25 protein-coding genes are annotated in these 24,681 nt (G+C 66.1%); 14 read left to right on the top strand and 11 right to left on the bottom strand.

Features of this window, described 5'->3' with window-relative positions; genetic code table 11:
* Positions 1 to 54 precede the first annotated feature (54 nt).
* Entirely contained in the window at positions 55 to 1,140 is a 1,086-nt protein-coding gene (locus RDU83_07605; protein ID MDQ7840879.1) for a transposase, read from the top strand.
* A gap of 58 nt (positions 1,141 to 1,198) precedes the next feature.
* Here the strand turns inward: RDU83_07605 and RDU83_07600 are convergent, their stop codons facing one another.
* The 4 genes from RDU83_07600 to RDU83_07585 form a co-directional block, all read right to left on the bottom strand.
* Positions 1,199 to 2,068, bottom strand: a complete 870-nt coding sequence (locus tag RDU83_07600; protein MDQ7840878.1) for an ABC transporter permease — start codon at positions 2,066 to 2,068, stop codon at positions 1,199 to 1,201.
* Between the two features lie 3 nt (positions 2,069 to 2,071).
* Entirely contained in the window at positions 2,072 to 3,055 is a 984-nt protein-coding gene (locus tag RDU83_07595; protein MDQ7840877.1) for an ABC transporter permease, read from the bottom strand.
* Positions 3,056 to 3,112: 57 nt separating this feature from the next.
* On the bottom strand, positions 3,113 to 4,687 hold the full coding sequence (locus RDU83_07590) for an ABC transporter substrate-binding protein (GenBank protein MDQ7840876.1): 1,575 nt from the start codon (positions 4,685 to 4,687) through the stop codon (positions 3,113 to 3,115).
* Positions 4,688 to 4,769: 82 nt separating this feature from the next.
* Positions 4,770 to 6,038: a Zn-dependent hydrolase gene (locus RDU83_07585; protein MDQ7840875.1), complete on the bottom strand. Its 1,269-nt coding sequence runs from the start codon at positions 6,036 to 6,038 to the stop codon at positions 4,770 to 4,772.
* 81 nt (positions 6,039 to 6,119) lie between these two features.
* On the opposite strand from RDU83_07585, the gene RDU83_07580 reads away from it, so the two are divergent.
* From RDU83_07580 to RDU83_07565, 4 genes are read left to right on the top strand one after another with little or no spacing between them, the layout of a single operon-like run.
* On the top strand, positions 6,120 to 7,130 hold the full coding sequence (locus tag RDU83_07580) for a phosphoglycerate dehydrogenase (protein ID MDQ7840874.1): 1,011 nt from the start codon (positions 6,120 to 6,122) through the stop codon (positions 7,128 to 7,130).
* Between the two features lie 32 nt (positions 7,131 to 7,162).
* Positions 7,163 to 8,197: an SIS domain-containing protein gene (locus RDU83_07575; protein ID MDQ7840873.1), complete on the top strand. Its 1,035-nt coding sequence runs from the start codon at positions 7,163 to 7,165 to the stop codon at positions 8,195 to 8,197.
* 3 nt (positions 8,198 to 8,200) lie between these two features.
* Positions 8,201 to 9,139 carry an ABC transporter ATP-binding protein gene (locus RDU83_07570; protein MDQ7840872.1) on the top strand — a complete coding sequence of 313 codons (939 nt, stop codon included), beginning with the start codon at positions 8,201 to 8,203 and terminating at the stop codon, positions 9,137 to 9,139.
* On the top strand, positions 9,139 to 9,936 hold the full coding sequence (locus RDU83_07565) for an ABC transporter permease (GenBank protein ID MDQ7840871.1): 798 nt from the start codon (positions 9,139 to 9,141) through the stop codon (positions 9,934 to 9,936). Before RDU83_07570 ends, RDU83_07565 begins: the two co-directional genes overlap by 1 nt.
* 7 nt (positions 9,937 to 9,943) lie before the next feature.
* Here RDU83_07565 and RDU83_07560 read toward each other — a convergent pair whose 3' ends face one another.
* Together RDU83_07560 and RDU83_07555 are read right to left on the bottom strand one after the other, a co-directional pair.
* Positions 9,944 to 10,969, bottom strand: coding sequence for an ATP-dependent 6-phosphofructokinase (locus RDU83_07560; GenBank protein ID MDQ7840870.1), 1,026 nt, complete (start codon positions 10,967 to 10,969; stop codon positions 9,944 to 9,946).
* A gap of 23 nt (positions 10,970 to 10,992) precedes the next feature.
* On the bottom strand, positions 10,993 to 12,087 hold the full coding sequence (locus RDU83_07555; GenBank protein ID MDQ7840869.1) for an ATP-dependent 6-phosphofructokinase: 1,095 nt from the start codon (positions 12,085 to 12,087) through the stop codon (positions 10,993 to 10,995).
* A gap of 34 nt (positions 12,088 to 12,121) precedes the next feature.
* Between RDU83_07555 and RDU83_07550 the strand changes: the two genes are divergently transcribed.
* Genes RDU83_07550 through RDU83_07540 form a run of 3 tightly spaced genes read left to right on the top strand, consistent with a single transcriptional unit; the run spans position 12,122 to position 16,038 of the window.
* Positions 12,122 to 13,384, top strand: coding sequence for an MFS transporter (locus tag RDU83_07550; protein MDQ7840868.1), 1,263 nt, complete (start codon positions 12,122 to 12,124; stop codon positions 13,382 to 13,384).
* 25 nt (positions 13,385 to 13,409) lie between these two features.
* Complete coding sequence (locus tag RDU83_07545) at positions 13,410 to 14,249, top strand: histidinol-phosphatase (GenBank protein MDQ7840867.1); 840 nt, start codon at positions 13,410 to 13,412, stop codon at positions 14,247 to 14,249.
* A 22-nt stretch (positions 14,250 to 14,271) separates the two neighbouring features.
* The gene (locus RDU83_07540; protein MDQ7840866.1) at positions 14,272 to 16,038 is read left to right on the top strand and encodes a phosphoenolpyruvate carboxykinase (GTP); all 1,767 of its coding nucleotides are present in this window, start codon (positions 14,272 to 14,274) and stop codon (positions 16,036 to 16,038) included.
* 3 nt (positions 16,039 to 16,041) lie between these two features.
* Here the strand turns inward: RDU83_07540 and RDU83_07535 are convergent, their stop codons facing one another.
* From RDU83_07535 to bfr, 5 genes are all read right to left on the bottom strand, one after another.
* Positions 16,042 to 16,950 (bottom strand): 4Fe-4S double cluster binding domain-containing protein, encoded by a 909-nt coding sequence (locus tag RDU83_07535; GenBank protein ID MDQ7840865.1) that lies wholly within the window; start codon positions 16,948 to 16,950, stop codon positions 16,042 to 16,044.
* Between the two features lie 270 nt (positions 16,951 to 17,220).
* Complete coding sequence (locus RDU83_07530; GenBank protein ID MDQ7840864.1) at positions 17,221 to 17,568, bottom strand: inorganic pyrophosphatase; 348 nt, start codon at positions 17,566 to 17,568, stop codon at positions 17,221 to 17,223.
* Between the two features lie 119 nt (positions 17,569 to 17,687).
* Complete coding sequence (locus RDU83_07525; GenBank protein MDQ7840863.1) at positions 17,688 to 18,188, bottom strand: pyridoxamine 5'-phosphate oxidase family protein; 501 nt, start codon at positions 18,186 to 18,188, stop codon at positions 17,688 to 17,690.
* Positions 18,189 to 18,208: 20 nt separating this feature from the next.
* Positions 18,209 to 18,850 (bottom strand): hemolysin III family protein, encoded by a 642-nt coding sequence (locus tag RDU83_07520; GenBank protein ID MDQ7840862.1) that lies wholly within the window; start codon positions 18,848 to 18,850, stop codon positions 18,209 to 18,211.
* Positions 18,851 to 18,871: 21 nt separating this feature from the next.
* Positions 18,872 to 19,336 (bottom strand): bacterioferritin, encoded by a 465-nt coding sequence (gene bfr / locus RDU83_07515; GenBank protein MDQ7840861.1) that lies wholly within the window; start codon positions 19,334 to 19,336, stop codon positions 18,872 to 18,874.
* Between the two features lie 179 nt (positions 19,337 to 19,515).
* On the opposite strand from bfr, the gene RDU83_07510 reads away from it, so the two are divergent.
* Genes RDU83_07510 through RDU83_07485 form a run of 6 tightly spaced genes read left to right on the top strand, consistent with a single transcriptional unit; the run spans position 19,516 to position 24,658 of the window.
* Positions 19,516 to 20,139, top strand: a complete 624-nt coding sequence (locus RDU83_07510; GenBank protein MDQ7840860.1) for a hypothetical protein — start codon at positions 19,516 to 19,518, stop codon at positions 20,137 to 20,139.
* Between the two features lie 30 nt (positions 20,140 to 20,169).
* Entirely contained in the window at positions 20,170 to 21,822 is a 1,653-nt protein-coding gene (locus RDU83_07505; GenBank protein ID MDQ7840859.1) for an ASKHA domain-containing protein, read from the top strand.
* Positions 21,819 to 22,751, top strand: a complete 933-nt coding sequence (locus RDU83_07500; GenBank protein ID MDQ7840858.1) for a homocysteine S-methyltransferase family protein — start codon at positions 21,819 to 21,821, stop codon at positions 22,749 to 22,751. Before RDU83_07505 ends, RDU83_07500 begins: the two co-directional genes overlap by 4 nt.
* A complete protein-coding gene (locus RDU83_07495; protein MDQ7840857.1) occupies positions 22,751 to 23,416 on the top strand; it encodes a cobalamin-dependent protein in 666 nt (221 codons plus the stop codon). The genes RDU83_07500 and RDU83_07495 overlap by 1 nt, the downstream gene beginning before the upstream one ends.
* Positions 23,410 to 24,225 (top strand): dihydropteroate synthase, encoded by an 816-nt coding sequence (locus RDU83_07490; protein ID MDQ7840856.1) that lies wholly within the window; start codon positions 23,410 to 23,412, stop codon positions 24,223 to 24,225. The genes RDU83_07495 and RDU83_07490 overlap by 7 nt, the downstream gene beginning before the upstream one ends.
* The gene (locus RDU83_07485; protein MDQ7840855.1) at positions 24,218 to 24,658 is read left to right on the top strand and encodes a hypothetical protein; all 441 of its coding nucleotides are present in this window, start codon (positions 24,218 to 24,220) and stop codon (positions 24,656 to 24,658) included. Before RDU83_07490 ends, RDU83_07485 begins: the two co-directional genes overlap by 8 nt.
* Positions 24,659 to 24,681 lie beyond the last annotated feature (23 nt).

Raw genomic sequence — 24,681 nt, 5'->3', positions numbered from 1 at the left:
GCGGCTCCTCCTTCCCTGCTTGATAAGAGCGGCCAGATGTTCTATGCTAGAATTATGAAGCTGGTGGCCAACCTCAAACTGGTCCCGGATGCGGCCCAGTCGAAGGCGCTGCGGGATACGTTGATCACGGCCAACGCCGCCTGCAACGCGATTTCCAAGACCGCCTTTGAGACCCACACCTTCGGCCAATTCGCCTTGCACAAGCCGACGTATCACGAGACTAAACGACGGTTCGGCCTCAATGCCCAGATGGTTGTCCGGTGCATTGCGAAGGTCGCCGACGCCTACAAAGCCGGGCGCCAAACGCTTCGCCGATTCCGCCCCGATTCGGCCCAACCCTACGATGACCGGATTCTTCGCTTCTGCGCGAACGACACGGTCTCGATCTGGGTGCTCGGCGGTCGGATTAAGGTTCCGTTTCGCTGCGGCGACCACCAACGGCGCCTGTTGGAACACCGAAAAGGAGAAGTCGATCTGATGCGGGTGAACGGCGTGTTCTACCTCGCCTGCGTCTGTGACGTAGACGATCCTGCCTTGATCGAGACGACCGATGTGCTCGGTGTCGATCTGGGTGTGGTCAACATTGCCGCCGACTCTCGCGGTCGCACCTACAGCGGGAAGAAGACCGAACGAATCCGCAAGACGTTTGAACATCGGCGGCGCAACCTGCAACGCAAGCAGACGAGATCGGCAACCCGCAAGCTCGTCAAGATCTCCGGGCGGCAAGCCCGATTCCAGAAAGACACCAACCACTGCATTAGCAAAGCAATCGTGTCGGAGGCCCAACGCTCCCTGTCTGCGATTGCCCTGGAGGATCTCACGGGCATCCGTGGACGGGTTCAGGCCCCGCGGCCCCGGCGGGCACGATTGCACAACTGGCCGTTCGCCCAACTGCGGGCGTTCCTCGGCTACAAGGCGGCCCTGAAGGGCTTGCCCGTGATCCTGGTCGATCCCGCCTATACGAGCCAGACCTGTCCAGCGTGTGGGCACTTCGAACGAGGCAATCGGCCCACCCGAAGCGAGTTTCGCTGTCGGTCCTGCGGTCTCGCTGGACCCGCCGACACGATTGCGGCCCGAAACATCCGGGCCAGGGCGCTTGTCAACGCGCCGACGGTAGCGAGTGTCCAATGGGTTGCGTAGTCGCATACCTTCCTCAGCTACAAGCCGCCTGATTTAGCGGGCGGTCGTTGACGGCGCCTCACACACCGAGTCGGGGATCGGCAGCGTCATTGAGGCCGTCGCCCATCAGATTGAATCCCAGCACCGCCAGCGAAATGGCCAGTCCGGGGAATACGCTCATCCACCAGGCCTGGCGCAGGTGGGCCTGCGCGTTGTTCAGCATCATTCCCCACGACACGAGGTTGGGATCCCCCAGGCCGAAGAACCCCAGGCTCGCCTCCAGCAGTATGGCGCCGGCGACGTCAAGGGACCCGATCACGACCACCGGAGCCAGCACGTTCGGAAGAATCTCCGAGAAGATTATGCGGGCGTTGCGCAGCCCCAGCACGCGTGCGGCGTCCACGTAGGCCGCGCCCCGCAGCGCCATGACCTGGCCGCGCACGACCCGCGCGGCCTGCGGCCAGGACAGAATGCCAATGACGGCAATCAGCTTCCACAGGCCGCTGCCGAATAGTGCCACCACGAGCAGCGCGAGCACGAACCGCGGGATCACCTGGAACAGCTCGGTGACGCGGCCCAGGACCGCGTCCGCCCACCCCCCGTAGAACCCGGCCAGGGAGCCGATGAGTACACCGAGCAACACCGCGGTGGCGGCGGCGCAGACGCCGACGGTGAGCGAGACGCGGCTTCCCCAGAGGACCCCGCTGAGAATGTCGCGGCCGAGGTTGTCCGTTCCAAGCGGATGCCCGGGGATCCCAGGGGGGTTGAGCGTGACCAGGGAGGTGGTCTGAGGGTCGCGCGGCGCCAGCAGCGGCGCGGCCAGGGCGACGACAACCAGGAGAACGACCAGGCTGAGGCCGAAGACGCCTGCACGGCTCCGGCGAAAGCGGCGCCAGAACTCGCGCCCGCCGGCCGCGGAAGGTGTCTCTGTGCTCGCACCACCAACCATCTGTCAGTACCTGACACGCGGATCCAGCGCCGCGTAGAGAAGGTCGGTGAGCAGGTTCACGACAACGACCGTCGCGGAAACCATTAGAAGCACGCCCAACAGCACCGGCGTGTCACGCTGCAGCATCGCATCGTACAGCAGCCGTCCCACGCCCGGCCAGCCGAAGACGGTTTCCACCAGCGCCGATCCGGCCAGCACAAAGGCGAAGTTGTAACCGATCACCGTCACAATCGGCAGCGCGGCGTTCCGCAGGCCGTGCTGGAGCAGCACGAGGCGCTCCGGAAGGCCGCGGGCCCGCGCGGCCAGGATGAAGTCCTGGCTCATCGCCTCCAGCATCGAGGCGCGGGTCAGGCGGGAGATGAGCGCCATGTACCTGAATGAGAGCGCAGCCGCCGGCAGTATCAGGTGCCGCGCCGTGTCCAGGACAGCGGCCAGGCCGGTGTACTCCTCGCGGACCGAGCGGATTCCCTGCGCCGGAAGCCACCCCAGGAACACGGCAAAGAACAACACCAGAAGCTGTGCCAGCCAGAAGTCGGGGATCGAGTACCCTGCCAGCGATATGCCGGTGGCCGCGGTGTCCAGTCCTGAGCCCCTGCGGCGGGCCGCGGTGACTCCTAGTCCGACCCCGACCAGCGCCGCGAGCGATAGGGCCGTCACCATCAGAAGAAACGTGTTCCCCAAGCGCCCGGCCACCAGGGTGGCGACAGGCAGGCGGTAGGCAAAGGAGAACCCCAACTCGCCGCGGACCACGTTCCAGGCGTAGAGCGCCAGCCGCATCGGCGCGGGCTGGTCGAGGCCGAACTCACGGCGCAGTTGCGCGATATACTCCGGGGGTGCGGGATACTCGCCCAGGAGCGTGGCCACGGGATCGCCCGGAGCCAACGAGATGAGAAGAAAGTTAACTACAACTACACCCAGCAGCAGCGGGACGGCCTGCACCAGCCGTCCCGCCGCGTACCGCCAAAGCGGCGTGCTACCCGCCGTCACCACCGCGCCTGTGCCACCCTCGCCGCGCGTGCGTCTGCGCGCGGGCCCCCACCCGGACTACTTCTGGACCCACACCGCGTCCCAGCGGTCGCGGGCCTCCGCACCGATCCACACACCCCGCAGCGTTGCGCGTGTGGCATCCACACCTATCTCGTCAAACAGCATCAGCGTCGGCACATCCGCCGCCAGGATCTTCGATGCCTGGGCGTAGATCTTGCCCCGGGCAGCCCGCTCAGGCACCTCCGCGGCGCGGTTGAGCAGCGAATCCACCTCCTGGCTCGAGTACCCCGTGGCGTTGACGAACGGGGTGCCCGGCGCCGCGGATGCGTAGATGCGATGGTACCCGATCGCCGGATCCCCGCCGCTTGTAAAGGTCTGCACGGTCAGCTCGTAGTCGGGCCGGGTGTAGATGCGCTCGATCATGACGGCGCGGTCCATCGGCTGCAGATCCACGGTGATGCCGACCGCGCGCAGGTTGTCACGTATGATCGCTGCCGTCGCCGCAATCGGTGCGCGGGCCGCGTCGTACACCATGCGCAGGCGCACGGGCCGCTCGCCGCCGGCGCCCCTGGGGAGGCCGGCCTCATCCAGCAGAGCGTTGGCCCGTTCGACGTTGTAGGGGTAGAGCCGGTTGTAATCGGATTCGGGCGAGAACGCCCACTTGAATCCATCGCCGAACGGTCCGCGGGCCGGCCTCGCGAGGTTACCCATCGCCTGCGTGACGATCTGCACTCGGTTGATGGCCAGGGCCAGGGCCCTGCGCACCTTGGGGTTGTCCAGAGGAGCGCGGCGCGCGTTGATGAACATGAACCCCATCGAGGGTATGGGCTGGCCCAGCCGCAGCCGGACATTGGGGTTGCGCTTGAGGCGGTCAACGTCGGTCTTGGGCAGGTAGAAGTCCGCGACCATGTCCACCTCGCCCACTTCCAGCGCGGTCACGCGCAGGGCGGCGCCGGGAATGATCCGGAAGATCAGGCGATCCAGGTAGACAGGGTCCCAGTAGGCATCGTTGCGCTCCAGCACCAGCCGATCACCGCGCACCCATTCGCGGAACTTGAACGGACCGGTGCCCACCGGGTCGTTGTTGCGGGAATGCCGGGTGATGTCCTCGCCCTGGTAGACGTGCCGCGGCAGGATGGGACAATCGAAGACCGTCAGCAGCCGCAGGAGCGGCGCGTACGGACGCTTCAGCGTGATCTTGAGCGACTGGGGCGACATCACCGTAATGGCCTCGAAGTTCAGGAAGGCCGGCCGGAACCGGCCGTGGTAGAGGCCCGTCACCTGCTCCATCGTGAACTTGACGTCCTGCGCGGTGAAGGCCCGTCCGTCATGCCACTTTACCCCGCGGCGCAGCTCGAAGGCGTAGCTCAGCCCATCGGACGACACCGTCCACGATGTGGCCAACCCCGGCTGGATCTCGCCGCGCGCGTCTATCCAGACCAGGCCGCTGAAGATGCTCGCGGCCACCGCGCCGACGGCGTAGCCCGTTGTGATGCCCAGGTTGAGGGTTTCCGGGTCGCCGCCTATGGCGACAACGGCCGAACCACCACGCTGGGGCTCCGGTGGGGCAGCGGCAACGGTACTCCCGGCGGCAACCACAGCCATCAGCAGAACAATCATGCTGATCCGCATAGAACGTGTCCTCCCGGTCATATCGGTGCGTAACGGTCAGTTGAGTGGGTCTTTGACGGCCCTGGGCGGCCTCCCTGCCCGATCAGTCAAATGGCCCGCCCTCATCCAGCCGCAGTACCGCGCGCAATAGCACCTCGGCTCCCAGCGCCGCGTCCTCCCACTCGGTCCACTCGCGCGGCGAGTGGCTGATCCCGCCGGCACTGGGCACGAAGATCATGCCGGAGGGCACGTGTGGGGCCAGGACCATTGCGTCGTGACCGGCACCACTGGGCAACGCAAACGGCTCGCATCCGGCGTCCTGAATCGCCTGTTTGATCGCCCGTTGCACGCCCTCATCCATCGGCACGGGATCGCGCAGATCCCAATCTGCAACATGGCAGCTCAGGCCGCGGTTCTGCGCTACCTGCCGGGCCTCCGTCTCAATGCCGGCGCACAGGCCGCGCAACTGGATGCCGTCGGTCGTCCGGAACTCGATGCTGAGCTCCGCACGACCGGGCACCACGTTGGAGGCCCCGGGTGACACGGACAGCGCGCCGACGGTTCCCACGGCAGGCGCGCCCGCAGCCCGGGCCAGGGCGTGTACCGCGAGAACCATCTCAGCCGCGCCCACCAGCGCATCGCGGCGATCCACCATCGGGGTCGTGCCCGCGTGGTTGGACTCACCTTCCAGGACGACCACGGTCCGGGCGATCCCGGTAATCGTGCTCACCACCGCGACACGGCGGCCGGACCGCGCCAGAACAGGACCCTGCTCGATGTGCAGTTCCAGGTATGCCGCGGCGCGCTCTGGAAAGGCGCAACGAGGAAGGCCGGGCGCGAACGCCGCCAGCGACTCGGCCAGGGTACGACCGTCGCGCCCCCGCAGTGAGGCAAATCTCTCCCTGGGGATCCTCCCGGTCACGCACCGGGACGCCAGCGTGCCTACCCCGAACTGATGGCCTTCCTCGTCGGCAAACCCCACAACTGCCAGCGGGTGATGCAGGCCGCGGCCTGACTCGTGCAGCGCCGCCGCCACCTCGACCCCGGCCACGACGCCGAGCGCGCCGTCGAAGATGCCGCCGCAGGGAACCGTGTCGAGGTGCGACCCAAGGATTATGGCAGGCCCGTCCCCGGAACCCGGGCAAGTGCCGATCAGGTTGCCGAACTCATCGCAGCCCGCGGAGAGACCGGCCTCTTCCATCCATGCCGCGACAACGCGGACCGCCTGAGCGTGGGCTGCGGAGAAGGGAAACCGGCTGACGCCCCGGACGTCACCACCGAATGCGTCGCCTTCGGATGCTTCGCCGCCCTGCGCGGCCAGCATCTCGAGGCGCGCCCTCAAGCGGTCGGGTCGAATCGTCGGTTTCGGCATGACAGTGGCAGGGCTGGTGGCATCAGGATCGTATTACTATGCGGGCGCGACTATTCCTGTAACGAACCGGGGGAGTGAAACGTGATTGCACCTCGCGGACCTAAGGTCCTGATCTCAGCGCCGGGGTTCGGCCGCACCGGAGACGAAGCGATCGGGCTGCTCCGGGAAGCCGGATGCGAGATCATCCCAAACCCAACCGACACCACCCTGACCGAGGAAGTGCTCGTTGGGCTTGTGGGCGACGCCGATGCCGTCATCGCCGGCATGGAGCTCATCACAGAGCGCGTGCTCGGCGCGGCGCCTCGTCTGAAGATCGTGGCCCGCCGCGGGGTGGGATACGAGACCGTGGATCTGGATGCGGCCACCCGGAGGGGTGTCCCGGTGACAATCACCGCCGGCGCGCTCACCGACGCCGTGGCCGATCACACCATGGCGCTGTTGCTTGCGGTCTCCCGCAGGATCCCTTCCCTCGACCGGAGCGTCAAGGCCGGTAAATGGGACCGCGTGCCAGCTGTGGACGTCGGCGGCAAGACGCTGGGTATCTTGGGGTTCGGCTCCATCGGTCGGGCAGTTGCCCGGCGCGCAGCCGGGTTCGGCATGAGACTGCTGGCGCATGATGCGCTGCCGGACGAGGCGACCGCGGCAACGTTCGGCGTAACGCTCACCGACATGGACACGCTGCTGGCGGAAAGCGACTTCGTCACGATCCACGTGCCATTGACGCCGCAGACCAGGGGCATGATAGGCGAGGCGGCCCTGCGCCGGATGAAGCCGGGCGCGTACCTCATCAACACCAGCCGCGGGGCGGTGCTCGACGAGGCGGCACTGGTCTCGGCCCTGCGCGAGGGCCATCTGGCAGGCGCAGGGCTGGATGTGTTCCAGGACGAGCCGCTCCGGGGCCTGTCGCTGGCAGGACTCGATCAGGTGGTGGCCACGCCGCACGTGGCTTCGCACACGGCAGAGACGCTGGCCCGCATGGAACGCTCCTGCGCGGAAGCGGTGCTGGCCGCACTCCGGGGAGAACGCCCGCTTCACGTGGTGAACCCGCAAGTGTACGACCACGGTCCCAGGAGATGCGGTCCGAGCAGGTAGGGACGGCCCGCGTTCCGGCGAAGCGATAGTCTATGCCTGCCCCCACACACGCCATGCTCGCCGAGATCCGTGAACAACCGGCAGCCCTGGACCGCATGTTGAGCCGGCACGCGGCCGAGATCGGCGAAGCGGTGCGCGCATTGCGGCACCGGCAACCACCGTTCGTCGTCTTCGTTGCGCGCGGCACTTCGCACAACGCGGCCATCTACGGACAGTACATGGTTGAGACCTTCCTGCGCACACCTACGGGCACCGCGATGCCGTCGGTGACGACCCTGTACCGCCGCACGCCGGACTGGCGCTCCGCCGCGGTGATCGGCATCTCACAGTCGGGACGGTCGGTGGACGTCACCGAGGTGTTGGCCGAGGCGCGCAGGCAGGGCGCCCTGACCATGGCCATCACCAACGATCCCAACTCGCCGATGGCAGGTTGCAGCCACCACGTACTGCCCCTGGCTGCAGGGCCCGAGCTGAGCGTGGCGGCGACCAAAACCTTCACGTCGTCGCTGGCGGTGCTTGCCGCCTTGGTCGCGGGATGGGGGAGAGCGACGACGCTGGCGCGCACCATCCGCCGCCTTCCAGATGCGGTCGCTTCGGCCATCGAGCACGAGGCCGTGATCAGGTCGCTGGCCAGACGCCGCGCCAGGCGCGATCCCTGGGTGGTGACCACGCGGGGCTACATGCTGGGCGTGGGGGACGAGATGGCGCTGAAGCTCAAGGAGACCGCGTACGCGGCCGCGGAGTCGGCCTCCGCGGCCGCCCTTCTCCACGGTCCGATCGCCGCCCTCGACCGAAGAAGCACTGTGTTGCTGCTCCTGCCGCCGGGAAAGAGCAAGGCCGGCCTGATTGACCTTCGCGACCGCTTGCGCAGCCGGTCGGTCACCACGCTCACGTTCACGTTTGACGACGACCCGGGAGACGTGGCCATCCATACCGGCCTGCCCGAACCGCTGGCGCCCATCGTCGCATCTCCGGCCGTGCACCTCTTCGCCTACCACCTCTCGGTCGCACGCGGCCTGAACCCTGACAGGCCCCGAGGTCTAACCAAGGTCACCCCGACGCGCTGAGCGATGCAAACGGTGCAGGCGCGCGCCCTGGTGAAACGCTACGGCGACCTGGCTGCCGTGGACGGCATCTCGTTCGAGGTTCGTCCCGGCGAGTGCTTCGGCTTCCTGGGCCCCAACGGCGCCGGCAAGACCACCACGATGAAGATGATCTACTGCGTGCTGCCACCGACCTCGGGCGACCTACGGGTGCTGGGCATGGACGTGCGCACGCACCCCCGCGCGATCAAGGCGCGGCTGGGGGTCGTCACCCAGGACAACACGCTGGACACCGCGCTGACGGTGCGCGAAAACCTGGTGATCTTCGCGCGCTACTTCGACATTCCGTGGAGATTGGCCGGGCAGCGGGCCGATGAGCTTCTGGATTTTGTATCGCTCACGGACCGGTCCGGGGACAAGGTTGAGTACCTGAGCGGCGGCATGAAACGGAGACTCATGGTGGCACGGGCGCTCGTGCCGCAGCCCGAACTGCTCGTACTCGATGAGCCGACGACCGGACTCGACCCACAGGCAAGGCAACTGGCATGGGAGAAACTGCGGCAGCTCAAGCGAACGGGCGTCACCCAGATACTCACCACTCACTACATGGAGGAGGCAGCGGCGCTGTGCGATCGCATCGCCATCATGGACCAGGGCCGCATCGTCACCGAGGGCTCACCCGCCGACCTGATAGCCGCCCACGCCGGCCGCGAGGTGGTTGAACTGAGGGCCAACGACGCGGACTGGGGTGATCAGGACGTCCTGAAGCGGGTACTGAGCATCGCCGGCGACCTGGCAGAGACCCATGAGGTGTACGGCGACCTCCTGATGCTGCCCACGCAAGATGGCGAGACCCTGCTGCGCCGCATCCGAGAACAGGGCGTCTCCCTGGAGTCCGCAACGCTGCGGCGCGCCACCCTCGAGGACGCGTTCCTCAAGCTCACCGGCAGGAGGCTCCGCGACTGATGGCGCCGCGCGCGCTCGGCCCGTCCTCGTTCCTGTTCTTCTCGCCCCGTGGCGCGTTCCGGTTTTGGCAGCGCAACGCCTACATCTTCAGGCGCATCTTCCCGGAGTCCATAGCGGTGAACTTCCTGGAACCGGTGATCTACCTGCTGGCGATGGGTTTTGGAATAGGTGCGTACCTCAGCACAATCGGCGGGCTGCCCTATCTCACGTTCGTCGCCACCGGGCTGGTGGCGACCGCGGCGATGTTCGGGGCCACGTTCGAGTGCACCTACAACGCCTACGTGCAGATGCACTACGAGAAAGCCTACGACGCGGTCATCACGACCCCGCTGGGGGTCGAGGACGTGGTGATCGGTGAGGTCTGGTGGGGAGCGACCCGGAGCGTGCTCTACGGTACGGTGTTCCTGGTGGTGATCACACTGTTCGGCACCGTGCGGTCACCGCTTGCCCTGCTGATCCCACCGCTGTTCCTTCTATCGGGCCTGATGTTCTCGGTCATCGCAATGACCTTCACCGCGGCCAACCCCAGCATAGACTACTTCACGTTCTACTTCGCCCTGTTCGTTACGCCGATGTTCATGTTCAGCGGCGTCTTCTTTCCCCTTGATGCCCTGCCGGCCTGGGTGCGCACCGCGGCCTGGTTCACGCCGCTCTCCCACGTCGTCAGCCTCAGTCGGGCGCTGGCGTTGGGAACGGTGGAAGCGCGCCATGCCAAGGACCTGGCGTGGATCCTGACGGTCACGGTGGCGATGTTCCCGCTGCCCGTCGTGCTGATGCGGCGCCGGCTCGTCAAGTAGCGGCGGTCTAGTGGAACAACCGCGTGAGCCGGAACAGCTCCGGGTCGAGCGGGCTCGTGCCGGCAAGCGCCTCCTCAAGGCCGACGGTGGTGATCTTCGTACCGCGCAGGGCGACCATCACGCCGAAGCGCCCCTCTTCCACGGCTTCAACCGCCGCCACCCCGTAGCGGGTCGCAAGTATCCTGTCGAACACGGTGGGTGATCCACCCCGCTGCAGGTGGCCCAACACGGTCACGCGCGTCTCGTAGCCCGTCTGCGCCTCGACCTCGCGTGCAAGCAGGGCTCCTATCCCGCCCAGGCGCACGTGGCCGAACTCATCCACGCGGGCATCCTGCGTGATCTGCATCCCGAAATCGGTCGGCCTGGCCCCTTCGGAGACCACCACGATGCTGAAGGTCCGCCCGCGCGCATGGCGCCGGCGTACGATCTCGCACACCTCCTCGATCGTAAACGGGACCTCTGGAACGAGGATGACATCGGCGCCTCCGGAAAGGCCGCCGACCCCGGCCACCCAGCCGGCATCGCGTCCCATGACCTCAACTATCATCACGCGGTGATGGGCCTCCGCCGTGGTGTGCAGCCGGTCGCAGGCGTCCATCACGATGTTCACGGCGGTGTCGAAACCGATCGTGTAGTCGGTGCCCGGCACGTCGTTGTCCATGGTCTTGGGGACCCCGACCACCTTGACGCCCATCTGGAATAGTTTGAGGGCCACGCCCAAAGTGTCGTCGCCGCCGATGGCGATGATGGCGTCAATTCCCAGCCGCTCGATCATCTGAAGCAGGCGCGCCTCGCCGTCGTCGGCCTTAAACGGGTTCGTGCGCGAGGTGCCCAGGATGGTCCCGCCGCGCGGCAGGATACCCGACACGCTGTCCCGGGTCAGGGGAAAGGTGTCCCCATCAAGCAGACCCAACCAGCCCTTTCGGATCCCGATGACCTCGTGGTTCCCATCGAGTGCCCGCCGGGTGATCGCACGAATCGCCGCGTTCAAACCCGGCGCGTCACCTCCGCCGGTCAGCACCGCTATCCGCATCTCAACACCTCCTGACCCCTGGCTCAAACTTCACTCCCCAGCGAGATCCCCAACTCGCGCGCCGTACGGGCCATCTCGCCGTCGGGAGCCACCCGCTTGGGTTCGGTGATCGCCTCGGATATCGGCACCGCGACAACCGACGGTCCCCGCAGCGCGACCATCTGGCCCAGGCGTCCCTCCATGACACACTCCACCGCGCGCACCCCGAACCGCGTGGCCAACAGCCGGTCGAACGGGGTGGGACTCCCGCCCCTCTGGAGATGCCCCAGCACGGTACACCGGGTCTCTCGGCCGGTCATGTCGCCTAAGGCATTAGCGACCTGCTGCCCTATCCCGCCCAGCCTGGGCAGCCTGCCCGGACCGCCTTCCTCCACAACGACCTGAGCCCCGCCGACCTGGACGGCCCCCTCGGAGATCACCACGATCGAGAACCGCCGCCCCCGGGCCGCCCGCTCCTCGATTGCCTGGGCGACGACCTCGAGACGAAACGGGATCTCCGGGATCAACACCGAGTTCGCGCCCCCGGCGATCCCGGACTCCAATGGGAGCCATCCGGCGTTGCGGCCCATCGTCTCCACGACCATGATCCTGTGGTGACTCTCAGCGGTCGTGTGGAGCTTGTCAATCGCCTCGGTCGCCGTGAGCCGCGCGGTGTCGAATCCGAACGTCACATCCGTGGCCGAGATGTCGTTGTCAATGGTCTTGGGAATACCGACGATAGGCGCGCCCATCCGGTACAGCGCATCTGCGATGTGCAGGGTGCCGTCGCCTCCGATGACGAGCAGCGCGTCCAGCCGGAGGGTTTCAATTCGCTTCAACACCGTGCGGGACGCATCCACGACCTCCCGGCGTCCATCGCGCTCGACCGGCCAGGCAAAGGGGTTCCCGCGGTTGGTGGTCCCAAGGATCGTGCCGCCCTGCGTCAGGATGCCGCGCACGTCGTCGCTTTCCAGCGGCCGGATCCTATCGTGCAGCAGGCCGTCGAACCCGTCCTCGATGCCCAGTACCTCCCAGCCCATCCCGACGGCAGCGGACAGCACCACGGCCCGGATGACGGCGTTCAGCCCTGGGCAGTCCCCTCCCCCGGTCAGGATCCCTATTCGACGCCGTGTACTCATCACAACAACCACCTCAGCGTAGGGTTGGCTCGGCATGTCGCCGAAGTTACCTGGCATGGTGAGTTCTGCCAAAGGCCTGCCCTCTTCCTCCTGGATCTCGATTGACGGCCGGCTTATCCTGGGCGCACGCGCGGTCCGGACGTTCGCCTACGGGTTCCAGTCGGTGTTGCTGGGCGTCTACCTCAAGGAGGCGGGCTTCGCGCCCTGGCAGGTAGGCGCGGTGCTGACCGCGACCCTGCTGGGATCGGCCGCGCTCACCGCGTTGTTCGCAGGGACCGCCGACCGGTACGGCCGGCGCAGGATGCTGCAGATCAGCGCGGTCTTCATGGCCGGCAGCGGAGCGGCGTTCGCGTTCAGCACCTGGTATCCCCTGCTCATCCTGGCATCGCTGACCGGTACTGTGGGCGCGACCTCGGGTGAGGTTGGCCCTTTTCTCTCGCTCGAGCAGGCGATTCTGCCGCAGACGACTGCGCAAGAGCACCGGACGCGGCTGTTCTCTATATACAACATGGTCGGCGCGCTGGCAGGTTCCCTGGGCGCGCTGGCCGCCGGCACACCGGTCCTGTTGCAGCAGGCCCTGGGCATGGATCCCAGGATGTCGTTTCGGACGATGTTCCTGGCCTATGCCGCGTTTGCCTGCGTCGCGCTGTGGCTTTTCACGCGACTCAGCAACCGCGTAGAGGTAATAGCGGGAAGCCCGTCGGGCTACGGCCTGCGGCGCTCACGCGGAATTGTCCTGAAGCTGGCAGCGCTGTTCAGTCTGGACTCGCTCGGCGGTGGGTTCGTGGTGCAGAGCCTGATCGCCTACTACTTCAACCTGCGCTGGGGAGCAGGGCCGGAGATCCTCGGCCCGATCTTCATGGGCGTCGGCCTGCTGCAGGCCGCCTCCTTCCTGGCCGCGGCCAGGGTCGCCGAGCGCATCGGCCTAATCAACACGATGGTGTTCACGCACCTGCCCTCCAACGTGCTGCTGATGGCCATCCCTCTGGCGCCCTCGCTGCCGTGGGCGATCGGACTGATCCTGGCCCGCCACGCCCTCTCTCAGATGGACGTCCCCACGCGCCAGTCCTACGTCGTGGCCGTGGTGGATCCCGAGGAACGCGTGGCAGCGGCCGGGGTGACGAACATCGCGCGCAACCTGGCCCAGGCCACGACACCGATCGTGGCCGGCGTGGCGATGCAGATGGTCGGACTGGGCGTGCCGTTCTTTGTGGGGGGCGGGCTCAAGATCATCTACGACCTGCTCCTCTTCCGGATGTTTCGCAACGTCCGGCCGCCAGAGGAGCAACGCCGGTGATTGGCCGGACCGGCGCAGGCGAGATATGCTGACGACCAGCTACCACACCCACAACCGCTACTGCGACGGAGAGGGCGAGATCGCAGAGTACCTTGATGCCGCCCTCGGCGCCGGGCTGGAGGCAATAGGGATCTCCAGCCACTCGCCGCTTACCTTTCCCAACGACTTCGCCCTGCGGGCTGGTGATCTGCCGGCATACTGCGCCGAGGTCGAGCGGCTCCGGAAGTCCTACGCAGGGCGGCTGCGCGTGCACCTGGGAATGGAGTTCGACTTCATTCCTGAGTACGCAGCGCCTATGTGGGAGATCGTGGCGCCGGTCCGATTCGAGTTCCTGATCGGCGGCGTCCACTTCCTCGGGCACGACGCGGCAGGAGTACCCTGGGCCTTCGACTACACACGGCAGGAGTTCGAGCGGGGGCTGCGCGAGATATTCGGTGGCAATGCCCGGGCGCTGGTTGCCGAATACTACGGGCGTGTGCGGCAGCTGGCAGAGTGGGGTCACGTAGCGATCCTGGCGCATCTGGATCACATAAACAGATGGAACCGAGATGGGTGCTACTTCAGCGAGGGCGCAAGGTGGTACAGGGACGAGGTGGAGGCCACTCTGCGGGCCTGCGCGCAGTCAGGCCTGATCGTGGAGGTCAACACCTCGGGATGGCGTGGCCCGTCGGCGGCACCGCATCCCAGCCCGTGGATCGTCCGGCGTTGCGTGGAACTTGAGATTCCCCTGGTCGTCACCGCCGACGCCCATAAGCCCGAGCACGTTGCCGCCTTCTACGCCGAGGCGGAAGCGATGCTGCGCGAGGCGGGGTGCTGTGCGACCGTGGTCCTGCGCGAAGAAGGCTGGCGGATGGAACGGTTCTGACAGACGAGGAGGTTGGATCTAGATGGCCGTAACCGCAGTGGCAGAACAGTGGGTGGACGAGGTGGCGCGCTTGTGCCATCCCGACCGCGTGATCTGGCATGGAGGTTCGGAAGAAGAGTTCCGTCTGTTGGTTGATGCGATGCTCAGCGACAGCACCCTGCACCGCCTGAACCAGTCCACCTATCCCAACTGCTACCTTCACCGGAGCCATCCACAGGACGTGGCCCGCACCGAGCACCTGACCTATGTCTGCACCCCTCGGCGCGAGGACGCCGGGCCCACCAACAACTGGATGGCCCCGGACCAGGCCAGGGACAGGGTGGGGGCGATCGTCAGGGGAAGCATGCGGGGTCGGACCATGTACGTCATACCCTACCTGATGGGGCCGGTGGGATCACCTTACAGCCGGGTCGGCATCATGGTCAGCGACAGCGCCTACGTCACGGCCAGCATGCACATCATGACCAGGGTGGGGCGCGTGGCGCTGGAGCATCTGCGCACCCCGGAGGACTTCGTCGCCGGCCTGCACACGCTGGCGGACCTCTCCCCGGAGCGGCGGTTCATCCTGCACTACCCACAGGAGCGGCTGGTCTGGAGCATCGGCACCGGGTACGGCGGCAACGCCATCCTGGCGAAGAAGTGCCATGCGCTGCGCATCGCCTCCTGGCAGGCCCGGCAGGAGGGCTGGATGGCGGAACACATGTTGATCCTGGGGCTCGAGGATCCCTCGGGCGAGGTGACCTACCTGGCTGCGGCCATGCCCAGCGCGTCCGGCAAGACCAACCTGGCGATGGTGCAATCGGCGCTGCCGGGCTATCGGGTGTGGACGGTTGGAGATGACATCGCCTGGATGAACGTGGACGATCAGGGTCAGCTCCGAGCCATCAACCCCGAGCGCGGTTCGTTCGGGGTGGCGCCGGGGACCAACATCAAGACGAACCCCGCCGCGTTAGAGATGGTTCACCAAGACGCCATGTTCACCAACGTGGCCCTAACCCCGGATGGAGAGCCCTGGTGGGAGGGTATGAGCGACGCACCGCCCGACGGGCTCCTGGACTGGCAGGGGCGGCCGTGGCAGAGCGAGGCCGGACCCGCCGCTCATCCGAACTCCAGGTTCACCGCCTACCTGCGCCACTGCCCCACCATCTCGCCCCGCTGGGAGGATCCAAAGGGGGTGCCGATCTCCGGCATCATTTTCGGAGCGCGGCGCTCGCGCGATGTTCCACTGGTCTTCGAGGCGTTCGATTGGCAGCACGGCGTTTACATGGGCGCCTCGATGGGAACCGAGACCACGGCGGCGGCCACCGGCAAGGTTGGTGTGGTGCGCCGAGATCCCATGGCGATGTTGCCGTTCTGCGGCTACAACATGGGCGACTACTTCGCTCACTGGCTGGAGATGGGCAGGCGGCTGGCCGCGCCTCCCAAGATCTTCCGCATTAACTGGTTCCGCCGCGGCGCCGACGGGCAGTTCCTCTGGCCCGGGTTCGGAGAGAACGTGCGCGTCCTCAAATGGATCGTCGAGCGGATCAGGGGCAGGGGCCGGGCAGTCGAGACCCCTGTGGGCTTGATCCCGTCACCTGACGACCTGGACCTGACCGGCCTGGAGCTGGGTGGCCCGGAGGCCCCCCACAGCGCGGTGGCGGAAGCTCTGAGCTACGACCGGGAGGGCTGGCTGCAGGAGCTGGAGGAGCAGCGGACGCTGTTCGAGCAGTTCGGCGAACGGCTGCCGGCGTCCATCTGGGAGGAGCACGCGCGGACCGGGCGGGAAATTAAAGACAATTCGCCGTGATCACTACCCCATCCTCTCGAGCAGAACCCTCAAGTTACGCGGAAGAATATCAACCATGTCCAACAGGCCGCACTCCTCCAGCTTCTTCACCATCCTGGCGGGCAGTTGCTCAAGTGGTGTCCCGGCCACAAGGAGCGCCGTCTCCTCCAATGAGAATTGCGCTCCCTCCTCAACCCACCCCACGAACTCTTTGTTCTCCGGGCAGACCCTTTGGCATTGCATGCAACCCACCAGACAATCATGCCACGAAGCCTCCAACCACGCCGGAAAGGGGACTTCGCCGGGCTTCTCATTATGGAACGCGATACACCGTTCCGCATGCAGCAGAAAGCGCTCTGTGCTGATCGCGCCCGACGGACATTGCCTGATGCAGGCCTGACAGTCTTTACACCGTTCCACCATCCTTGATTCCTGCCAATTCTCCCCCTCACACGGCAGATCAGTGTAGAAGGCCACCAACCGATGAAAACTTCCCATCCCAGCAACGTATGTGATGTTGTTCCTACCATACGCTGCCAACCCGCTGTGTGCTGCGAGGGGCTTCTTCGGCAGCAATGCCTGAACCACCTGATACCCTTCTGGACCGAGAACCTCGGCCAAGGTTTCTTGAACTTGCCGGTCGGTCTCTCGCCAGTGTATGTACGTGGGGGGCACAATGATTGGCATCAGCTCCCCTTTCCAGGCAAAGGCGAAACGCATCTGAGGCTGCCTTACGGCCACCACAAGCAGAGACCGAGCCTCTAACAGACTCTCGGGTGGGCTGAAGGCAAATCCAGTCAGACGTTCCTGATGAAACTCCTCATCGAATGAGCCGCTGCCATAGTTGGCCTCTATGTCCCGCCGTAGGTCATGAAGGTGCTGGATTGATGCAACACTCCCCGCATACCCACGCTGCTCCAGCCGCTGCAGCATTCTCGCTTTCAATGAGATTCCCCCTTCGCCATGAGTAGCTTGCCTGACGGCCTCGAGCTAAGCTGCCCGGCGGAAACGGGCAGAACCTCCTTCACTCCAAAGTGAGACTGCGAGCACTGAGAGACGCGCCTGAGCGCTAGCCTGCCGGGCCAGCTTCAGCCAGTTGTTGTGGGGGCTGTTTCGAGCCTGCGGACCAACGAGCATGACAAAGCGCGAGACGCATCGGGCACCGCTACGATAGAATCGTTCCGCTCTCCACATCATACGTGGTCAGGTTGCGCGCTGCACCAGGATGGCCGATTGCATCCCGCAGTTGTGGATGGCAAGGACCTGCCTTGCTTCCTCCCTTGTGCAACCCACAAGAACTTTCAGTTCAGCGTCATGCTTCTTCTCATCTACCGTTACAAGAAGGCCGGTGACAGTACCCCCGGAAAGGCTTCCAACCCAGACATCGACCTCGGCACCATCGCCGGAGAGAGTGCCCTCCAGAAAGCCATAGTCCAGCGGATACACAAGATCTGGCTCCTCAGGATATGATAGCCCCTTCGGCCGATCGACCCGAATGCGGTGCGACGCCACGAATTCGTCAAGCCGGACCCAGAACTGTTCGTCTTCCATGGGAGAAGATGGCTCCAGAGGGTCGCCTAACATAAATGTCTTCAACTGAAACACGCGCCCGCCCTGCGCAACGCTTGCCCTCCACCCAAGTGCCGGAGCTCTTGCGGTCCCCCGAGTCCTTACTCCCCGGCGCGACGAATCTCCGCTACTCCACGATTCTTGTCCTTAGATCGCTTGCCCGTGATCCGCTCAATCGAGATGCGCCACAACCGCGTCTTCTCGAGCGACCGCTCGTTGAGGCTCCATTCCCTGCCGGAGTAGTGCCTCATTATCTGGTTCAGCGCATCGGCCTTGCCCTGGGAATCCACTATCTCCTCAACCGTGCCAAACCCGATCACGCTGTAGAAGGAGAAGGACCATTCGCAGGCTTCACCGGAGCTTGGGATGACCCTAACATCGTGCTCCAACTCGAAGCAGACTCTATTATTGGAAGCCAGGTAGTCCAGCTTCATGCCCTCCCTGGCCGAGTGAAAGTAGATGAAGGCACCGTCATAGCCGAAGGACACGGGAACTACGTAGGGCACGTTGTCTTTGCACAGCCCCAACCTGCAGACCTGGGCCTGCGCCATGACCTTGTCGATCAGATCTCTATTCGGGATTTCCTTGTCCTTACGTCTCACTGGGAGCGCCCGCGGGCATGCTAGCCCGCGTACCTCAGCACTGCGACGAAGTGACAGGCCGTACCCGTGAGAACGAACAGGTGCCAGACGAAGTGGCCGTAGCGAGCCCGCTCCGCTGCCAGGAATCCGACGCCCACCGTGTACGCCATGCCGCCGGCCACGAGCCACAGCAGGCCGGGTAGCGGCAGATGGGTCCAGAGGGGCTTAGCCGCGATGACGATCAGCCATCCCATCCCCAGATAGAGCGCTATCGACAGGACCGGGTACCTCACCCCGCACACTGCCTTGAGCACGATGCCCGCGATCGCTATGCCCCACACGAGCCCGAGCAGCGTCCAGCCCCACGTACCCCGCAGCGCACCGAGGGTGAACGGCGTATAGGTGCCGGCGATCAGAAGGAAGATCGCGCAGTGATCCAAGATCTGAAACACGCGCTTGGCCCGCCCCTTCGCCAGCGAGTGGTATAGCGTGGACATCAGGTAAAGCAGCAGCATCGTGGTCGCGAAGATACTCGCGCCCGCGATTCCGAGGCCATCCCCGCTTCGAACCGCGGAAACAATCAGGAATGGAGCGGTTACGGCCGCTGCCAGCGCGCCCACGCCGTGGCTGACGCTGTTTGCGATCTCCTCGCCCAGCGACTGCGTCCTTGAGTTGGCCCGCACAGACTAACCCGTCGCAGCGTCCTAGGTCTGGTTGGTCAGGTAGTTCGCCAGGCCCATCTGCTCGATCTGAGCGTTCTGCACTTCCGCCCAATCCTCGTGGTCCTCTTCCATCTTGAGGATGCGGGTCAACAGGTCAACGCTGGCATTGTCACCTACCTCGCGCGCCAGCGCGATGGCTTTGTTGTAGGCAGCCACCGCGTCAATCTCGGCCTCCTGGTCGTTCGTAATCATCGCGGGTATGGTAGCGCCGATCTTCATGGGATTGAGCTTCGAGACAACCGGCGTGCCATCCAGGAACAGTATGCGCTGGATAAGCCACTCGGCATGGTGCATTTCGTCCACCGCTTGTCCCTCGATGGCTTTGTGAAGCTTCTCGTATCCCCAGTTGGCGCACATCTCCGAGTGCACCATGTACTGGCTGATGGCGGTGAGTTCGTCCGCCAGGAGTTGGTTCAGCGCCGATAGCATCTTCTCGTTACCCTTCATTCTTCTCGCCCCTTTCCCGCCCGAGTCAGGTTGCCGGTCCTTCCTATCTCCTTCGACCAGACCGCGCGGGAGGCCTGCCGAGCCGCGGGAACAATCCCGGGGGTAGGAGAACGCGGCGGTGGGTCGAACCGCTGGAAGGATACGCCGTTTCATCACGAGGCACAACAGGCGCGCACCGGATGGTCGAGCAGATCACCCTGGCCCGGCCCCGCGTGGATCCGGGCCTCATCCTGAGGCTGCAGAAGTACCGGAAGATCGAGGCGGTCTCGCCGGTCGTGCGGGAGACCGCTGCGCGGATGGCCGCGCTGGCCGAAACGCTGGTGGAACCACGGGCGTGGCTGGCGCGCGGGCGGCTCACCCGGGTTGAGACCGCAGGCGGCGTGCTGCTTGCCGGTGGCCTCGCTTTCCACAGCCGCGCGCTGGCGCGCCGGCTCGCCCAGGCGGTAGAGGTCGCGATCGTGCTCCTCACCGTCGGGTCGGAACTGGAGCGGCGCGCGCAGGAGATGGTCCGCGACGGACAGTTTGTGGAAGGGTTGTTGCTGGACACCGCGGGGTGGGTAGTGATAGAGATTCTCATTAAGGACATCAGGCGTCGCCTGGCCGCCGAGTGCCGTGCGCAGGGGCTGCGGCTGACCGGGCGGATGGCGCCCGGCTTCGGAGACTGGGGCCTGGAGCAACAGCGCGCCCTGTTCTCTGCGTTCGACGGCGCCGGTGTGTCGGTGCGGCTGACCGAGGCCTGCGTGATGCTGCCCCTCAAGTCCGCCTCAGGGCTCTACGGTTTGGTCCCCGTGGCCGCGCGATGATGACGGTGGCACGATGATCACGGTGGCACGATGATCACGGTCAGGTTCGAGCCGGACGGGCGGACCACGGAGGTGCCCAGGGGCACCACGATCCTGGCCGCGGCGCGGCAGGCGGGTCTGGAGATCGTGGCCACCTGCGGCGCGCGCGGCCGGTGCCGGAGCTGCCGGGTCCAAGTGGTCGCGGGCGCGGTCCCACCGCCTACGTTGGCCGACCGGGTCCAGCTCGGCGAAGACGAAGTGCGAGAGCGCTTTCGCCTGGCGTGCCAGGCCGAGATCGGCGAGCCGCTGACGGTCCTGGTTGCCCCTATCCTGGAAGAGGTCGCCTTCCAGATCATGTCCGACACGCGGGCACTGCGGTCGGCGGCGGGCTTCCTTCTCGACTCCGGCGTGGAGCAGAACCCTGCCTTTGGGCTGGCGTTCGACATCGGGACCACCACGGTCGTGGGCTACCTGGTGGACCTGCCCGACGGTACGGTCGTCGCGTCCGCCTCCGGCCTGAACCCCCAGGCCGCGTTCGGGGGTGACCTGATATCCCGCATTGCGTTCGCGCAGGAGAACCCATCCAACGTGCGTGCGCTCCAGACCAGGATCGTCCGGCTCCTCAACGGGCAGATCGAGGAACTCTGCTCCGCCGCTGGCATCAACCGTGACGCCATCTACAAGACCGTGATCGTGGGCAACACCGTGATGCACCATCTGTTCCTGGGCATTGATCCCACGCCCGTGGGGCAGGCGCCGTACACGCCGGTGGTCCGCAGCAGCATGCGCCTGCGTGCGCACGAGGCCGGCCTGCGGCTGGACCCGCAGGTCCCGGTCTTCCTGCTCCCCATCGTCGCCGGGTTCGTGGGCGCCGACGCGGTCGGCATGGTCCTGTCCACACGCCTCTACACGAGTACCGAGCCCCGGATCGCCGCGGATATCGGCACCAACGGCGAGGTGGTCCTGGGATCGCCCGACGGCCTGATCGCCTGCTCGGCGCCGGCCGGCCCGGCGCTGGAGGGCGGACAGATCCACTGCGGCATGCGGGGGGCGCGCGGCGCCATAGACCAGGTTCATCTCGGGAGCGATGTCGCCTACCACACAATCGGCGGCGACGCGCCGCTCGGCGTGTGCGGATCCGGCATCCTCGATGCGGTCGCCGGCATGCTGGATGCGGGCATCCTGGACCCATCCGGGCGGCTGCATCCCGATCCACCGGCCTCGGTCCCTGATGCGCTCCGCCGGCGGGTTGTCTCGTCTGCCGGCGAGGCGCCGGCGTTTGTGCTGGCGCGGGGCGACGAGACCGCCTCAGGAGAGGACATCGTGCTGACCCAGGCGGACGTGCGTCAGGTGCAGCTCGCCAAAGGCGCGATCCGCAGCGCGATCACCATGCTGGAGCGGATAAGCGGAACGTCGGAAGGCAGGATAGCCGAGCTGATGCTGGCGGGCGGGTTCGGCAACTACCTCAATGTGCGCAGCGCGATACGCATCGGTCTTATCCCCGCGCTGCCGCTCGATCGAATCAGCTACGTCGGCAACGCCGCCGGGCTGGGCGCGCAGATGGCACTCGTCTCGGAGACGGAGCGGCGGAGGGCAGACGAGCTGGCAGCCAAGATCCGGCACATCTCACTGGCCACGTACCCCGAGTTTCAGCAGGTGTTCCTGGAAGCCGTCACGTTCCCGCCCCCGGGAGGCATGGAGTGAGCAGACCAATGGCATCGAGAGGACGAGAGTTGCTGGAACGGCTGCGCACCGAGGTGCTGATCCTCGACGGCGCGATGGGCACCATGCTGTTCGAGGCCGGACTGCGGGACGGGGGTTGCCCCGAGCTGTGGAACGAGACGCGGCCCGAGGCCATCCGCGAGATCCACCGAGCCTACCTGGAAGCCGGAAGCGACATAGTGGAGACCAACACCTTCGGCGGCACGCGGCTCAAGCTGGCGGCCTACGGCCTGGCGGACCGCGCCCGCGATCTGAACCGCCGGGCGGTCGAGATCGCCAGATCGGTCTGTCCGCCGGGGAAGTACGTCGCCGGCTCGATCGGCCCCACCGGCCATCTCCCTGACACCGTCGAGCCGCTGGGTGACGTCCCTCTGGAGGAGTTTCGCGCCAACTTCACGGAGCAGGCGGCGGTGCTGGCCGCATCCGGCGTGGATCTGCTGGCGATCGAGACGATGATGGTCCCTGAAGAAGCCCTGATCGCGATCCGCGCGGCCAGGGAGGTAACTGACCTGCCGGTCATGTGCACGATGTTCTTCAAGTACGGCCGCGAGAAGGACATTGACCGGACCCTCTGGGGCTCCTCGCCGGCGGAAGCGGCCCGGTTTCTGACCGATGCCGGCGCGGACATCGTCGGCTGCAACTGCGGCGAGGGAGGCCCTGACCGCGCCGCGGTAATCATCCGGGAGATGCGCGAGGCCACGACGCGGCCGCTCGCGGCGTACCCCAATGCTGGGCTCCCCAGGCTGGTGGATGACCGCACGGTCTACGATCTGCCGCCCGATGAGATGGCCGCGGGGTATCCCGCGATTCTCGACGCCGGGGCCCGCATCGTGGGCGCCTGCTGTGGGAGCACGCCGGCGCACATCCGGCAGATCGCGGCCGCGGTCCGCGGGTGGGGTGGAGGAACCTGATGGACCGGACGGAGATCCTCGACGCGCTCAAGCAGGCGATCCTAACCTACGACGAGGACGGCGCCCGGGCGCTGGTGGCACAGGCGCTCGAGGCCGGCATCCCGCCGCTGGACCTGGTGGAGGGCGGCCTGTCGCGCGGCATCAAGGCCATCGGCGAAAAGTTCCAGGCGATGGAGGTCTTCCTCCCCGAGCTGATGCTGGCGGCCAAGGTGTTCCTCAGTGCACTGGAGCTGATCGAGCCCGCCCTCGTGGGCTTGGGCGAGAGCCGGCCCAGGCAGTGGGTCGCGGTCATCGGCACTGTCAAGGGCGACGTCCACTCGATCGGTAAAGATCTATACGCGACTCTCCTGAAGGTGGCCGGCTTCGAGGTCCACAACCTGGGCGTCAACGTGCACCCAGGCAAGTTCGCCGATAAAGCCCAGGAGACCGGAGCCCAGATCGTCGGCCTATCGGCGCTGATGACCACCACGATGCCCTCGATGCGCGAGGTGGTCGAGTTGTTCGTGGCCCGTGGGATCAGGGACCGGCACGCGATCCTGATCGGAGGTAGTCCGGTGACGCAGGCGTTCTGCGACAAGATCCGGGCCGACGGCTACGGCGAGACCGCGCAGGACGGCGTGGACCTGGCAGTTCGGTTCGCAGGGCAAGGAGGGAAGCCATGCTGATTGTCGGCGAATTGATCAACTCGACCCGCAGGCAGATCCAGCCGCTGCTGGAGGCCCGGGACGGCGCCGCCATCGTGGACCTGGCCCGCCGGCAGATTGAGGCCGGCGCGCACCTGGTGGATGTCAACTGCGCCACGCTGATGGAGGACGAGGTCGAGTGTCTGGCCTGGGCGATCCGGACGATCCAGGAGGCCTGCGACGCGAGGATCAGCGTTGACAGTCCGAATCCGCTGGCGCTGCGGCGCGGTCTGGAGGTACACCGGGGAAAGGCCATGCTGGACTCGATCAACCTGGAGCACGAGCGCTGGAGCGGCTTCCTGCCGGTGGTTCGGGAGTTCCGGCCCGAGGTCGTGGCCCTGTGCATGGACGATAACGGGATTCCCACAACGGCCGCGGGCAAGCTGGCGCTGGCCACAACGCTGGTCGAAGGACTGACCGGGGCTGGGATCCCGCCGCAGGACATATACATAGACCCGCTCATCTTCCCGATCGCCACGGACAGCGGTTGCGTGAGGGTATTCCTGGAGGCGCTGGACCTCATCAAGAAACGCTTCCCCGAGGTCCGCACCATCTGCGGGCTGAGTAACGTTTCGTTCGGCCTGCCCCACCGCGCCCAGATCAACCAGGTGTTCATGGTCCTATGTTTGACACACGGGATGGATGCGTTCATCCTCGACCCACTCGACCGGCGCCTGATGGCCAACATGGCCACGGCGCAGATGCTGCTGGGCCAGGACGAGTTCTGCCGGCAATATCTAGGTGCGGTGCGGGCCGGCAAGTTCGACTTCCTGAAAGCCCGGCGTGTGTAAGCTGCCCGGCGCGACGACCTCGTCTGCGACGGCCTCCGGCGCGACGGCCATCGTGCTCGCGGTCGTCCTCTTGGCCATCCTCGCGGGAGCGCTGATCGTAGCCGGGTGCGGCCCCCGACCCGTCAACGTCGCAGGGACCTGGGAAGGGATTTGGATCGGTGCCGACCCACAATCCCGCGGGACGTTCCGCGTCGTGATCCAGCAGCGCCGCAAGGTGATCAAGGGAACTATCGAGCTGAGTCTGGACTGGCTGCCCCAGGCCCGGATAGACGGCGGCGTCGAAGGTCCGCGGGTACGGTGGGGCGTGCTGCGTGGCGGGTTGGTCGTGCTGACGTTCGACGGGTCCGTGTCCGGGGACACGGCCGAGGGGACATACTCGTTCGGTCAGGCCGGCGATGGAACCTGGACCGCCCGGCGGACCGGACGCCCGTGAGTCAAAGATGGTGAGCCACAGCC

Source organism: bacterium (assembly GCA_031082185.1).
GTDB lineage: Bacteria > Sysuimicrobiota > Sysuimicrobiia > Sysuimicrobiales > Humicultoraceae > VGFA01.
The sequence above is the reverse complement of the archived record's forward strand: the minus strand, read 5'-3'. Positions and strand labels throughout refer to the sequence as shown.

What these genes read in the sequence shown, in the direction of transcription:
- RDU83_07530 (MDQ7840864.1), bottom strand. Translation starts at nt 17,568, where the DNA reads ATGGAAGACGAACAGTTCTGGGTCCGGCTTGACGAATTCGTGGCGTCG.
- RDU83_07540 (MDQ7840866.1), top strand. Translation starts at nt 14,272, where the DNA reads ATGGCCGTAACCGCAGTGGCAGAACAGTGGGTGGACGAGGTGGCGCGC.
- RDU83_07590 (MDQ7840876.1), bottom strand. Translation starts at nt 4,687, where the DNA reads ATGCGGATCAGCATGATTGTTCTGCTGATGGCTGTGGTTGCCGCCGGG.
- RDU83_07555 (MDQ7840869.1), bottom strand. Translation starts at nt 12,087, where the DNA reads ATGAGTACACGGCGTCGAATAGGGATCCTGACCGGGGGAGGGGACTGC.
- RDU83_07605 (MDQ7840879.1), top strand. Translation starts at nt 55, where the DNA reads ATGAAGCTGGTGGCCAACCTCAAACTGGTCCCGGATGCGGCCCAGTCG.
- RDU83_07585 (MDQ7840875.1), bottom strand. Translation starts at nt 6,038, where the DNA reads ATGCCGAAACCGACGATTCGACCCGACCGCTTGAGGGCGCGCCTCGAG.
- RDU83_07560 (MDQ7840870.1), bottom strand. Translation starts at nt 10,969, where the DNA reads ATGCGGATAGCGGTGCTGACCGGCGGAGGTGACGCGCCGGGTTTGAAC.
- RDU83_07505 (MDQ7840859.1), top strand. Translation starts at nt 20,170, where the DNA reads ATGATCACGGTCAGGTTCGAGCCGGACGGGCGGACCACGGAGGTGCCC.
- RDU83_07535 (MDQ7840865.1), bottom strand. Translation starts at nt 16,950, where the DNA reads ATGCTGCAGCGGCTGGAGCAGCGTGGGTATGCGGGGAGTGTTGCATCA.
- RDU83_07570 (MDQ7840872.1), top strand. Translation starts at nt 8,201, where the DNA reads ATGCAAACGGTGCAGGCGCGCGCCCTGGTGAAACGCTACGGCGACCTG.
- RDU83_07490 (MDQ7840856.1), top strand. Translation starts at nt 23,410, where the DNA reads ATGCTGATTGTCGGCGAATTGATCAACTCGACCCGCAGGCAGATCCAG.
- RDU83_07495 (MDQ7840857.1), top strand. Translation starts at nt 22,751, where the DNA reads ATGGACCGGACGGAGATCCTCGACGCGCTCAAGCAGGCGATCCTAACC.
- bfr (MDQ7840861.1), bottom strand. Translation starts at nt 19,336, where the DNA reads ATGAAGGGTAACGAGAAGATGCTATCGGCGCTGAACCAACTCCTGGCG.
- RDU83_07550 (MDQ7840868.1), top strand. Translation starts at nt 12,122, where the DNA reads ATGTCGCCGAAGTTACCTGGCATGGTGAGTTCTGCCAAAGGCCTGCCC.
- RDU83_07575 (MDQ7840873.1), top strand. Translation starts at nt 7,163, where the DNA reads ATGCCTGCCCCCACACACGCCATGCTCGCCGAGATCCGTGAACAACCG.
- RDU83_07600 (MDQ7840878.1), bottom strand. Translation starts at nt 2,068, where the DNA reads ATGGTTGGTGGTGCGAGCACAGAGACACCTTCCGCGGCCGGCGGGCGC.
- RDU83_07545 (MDQ7840867.1), top strand. Translation starts at nt 13,410, where the DNA reads ATGCTGACGACCAGCTACCACACCCACAACCGCTACTGCGACGGAGAG.
- RDU83_07510 (MDQ7840860.1), top strand. Translation starts at nt 19,516, where the DNA reads ATGGTCGAGCAGATCACCCTGGCCCGGCCCCGCGTGGATCCGGGCCTC.
- RDU83_07565 (MDQ7840871.1), top strand. Translation starts at nt 9,139, where the DNA reads ATGGCGCCGCGCGCGCTCGGCCCGTCCTCGTTCCTGTTCTTCTCGCCC.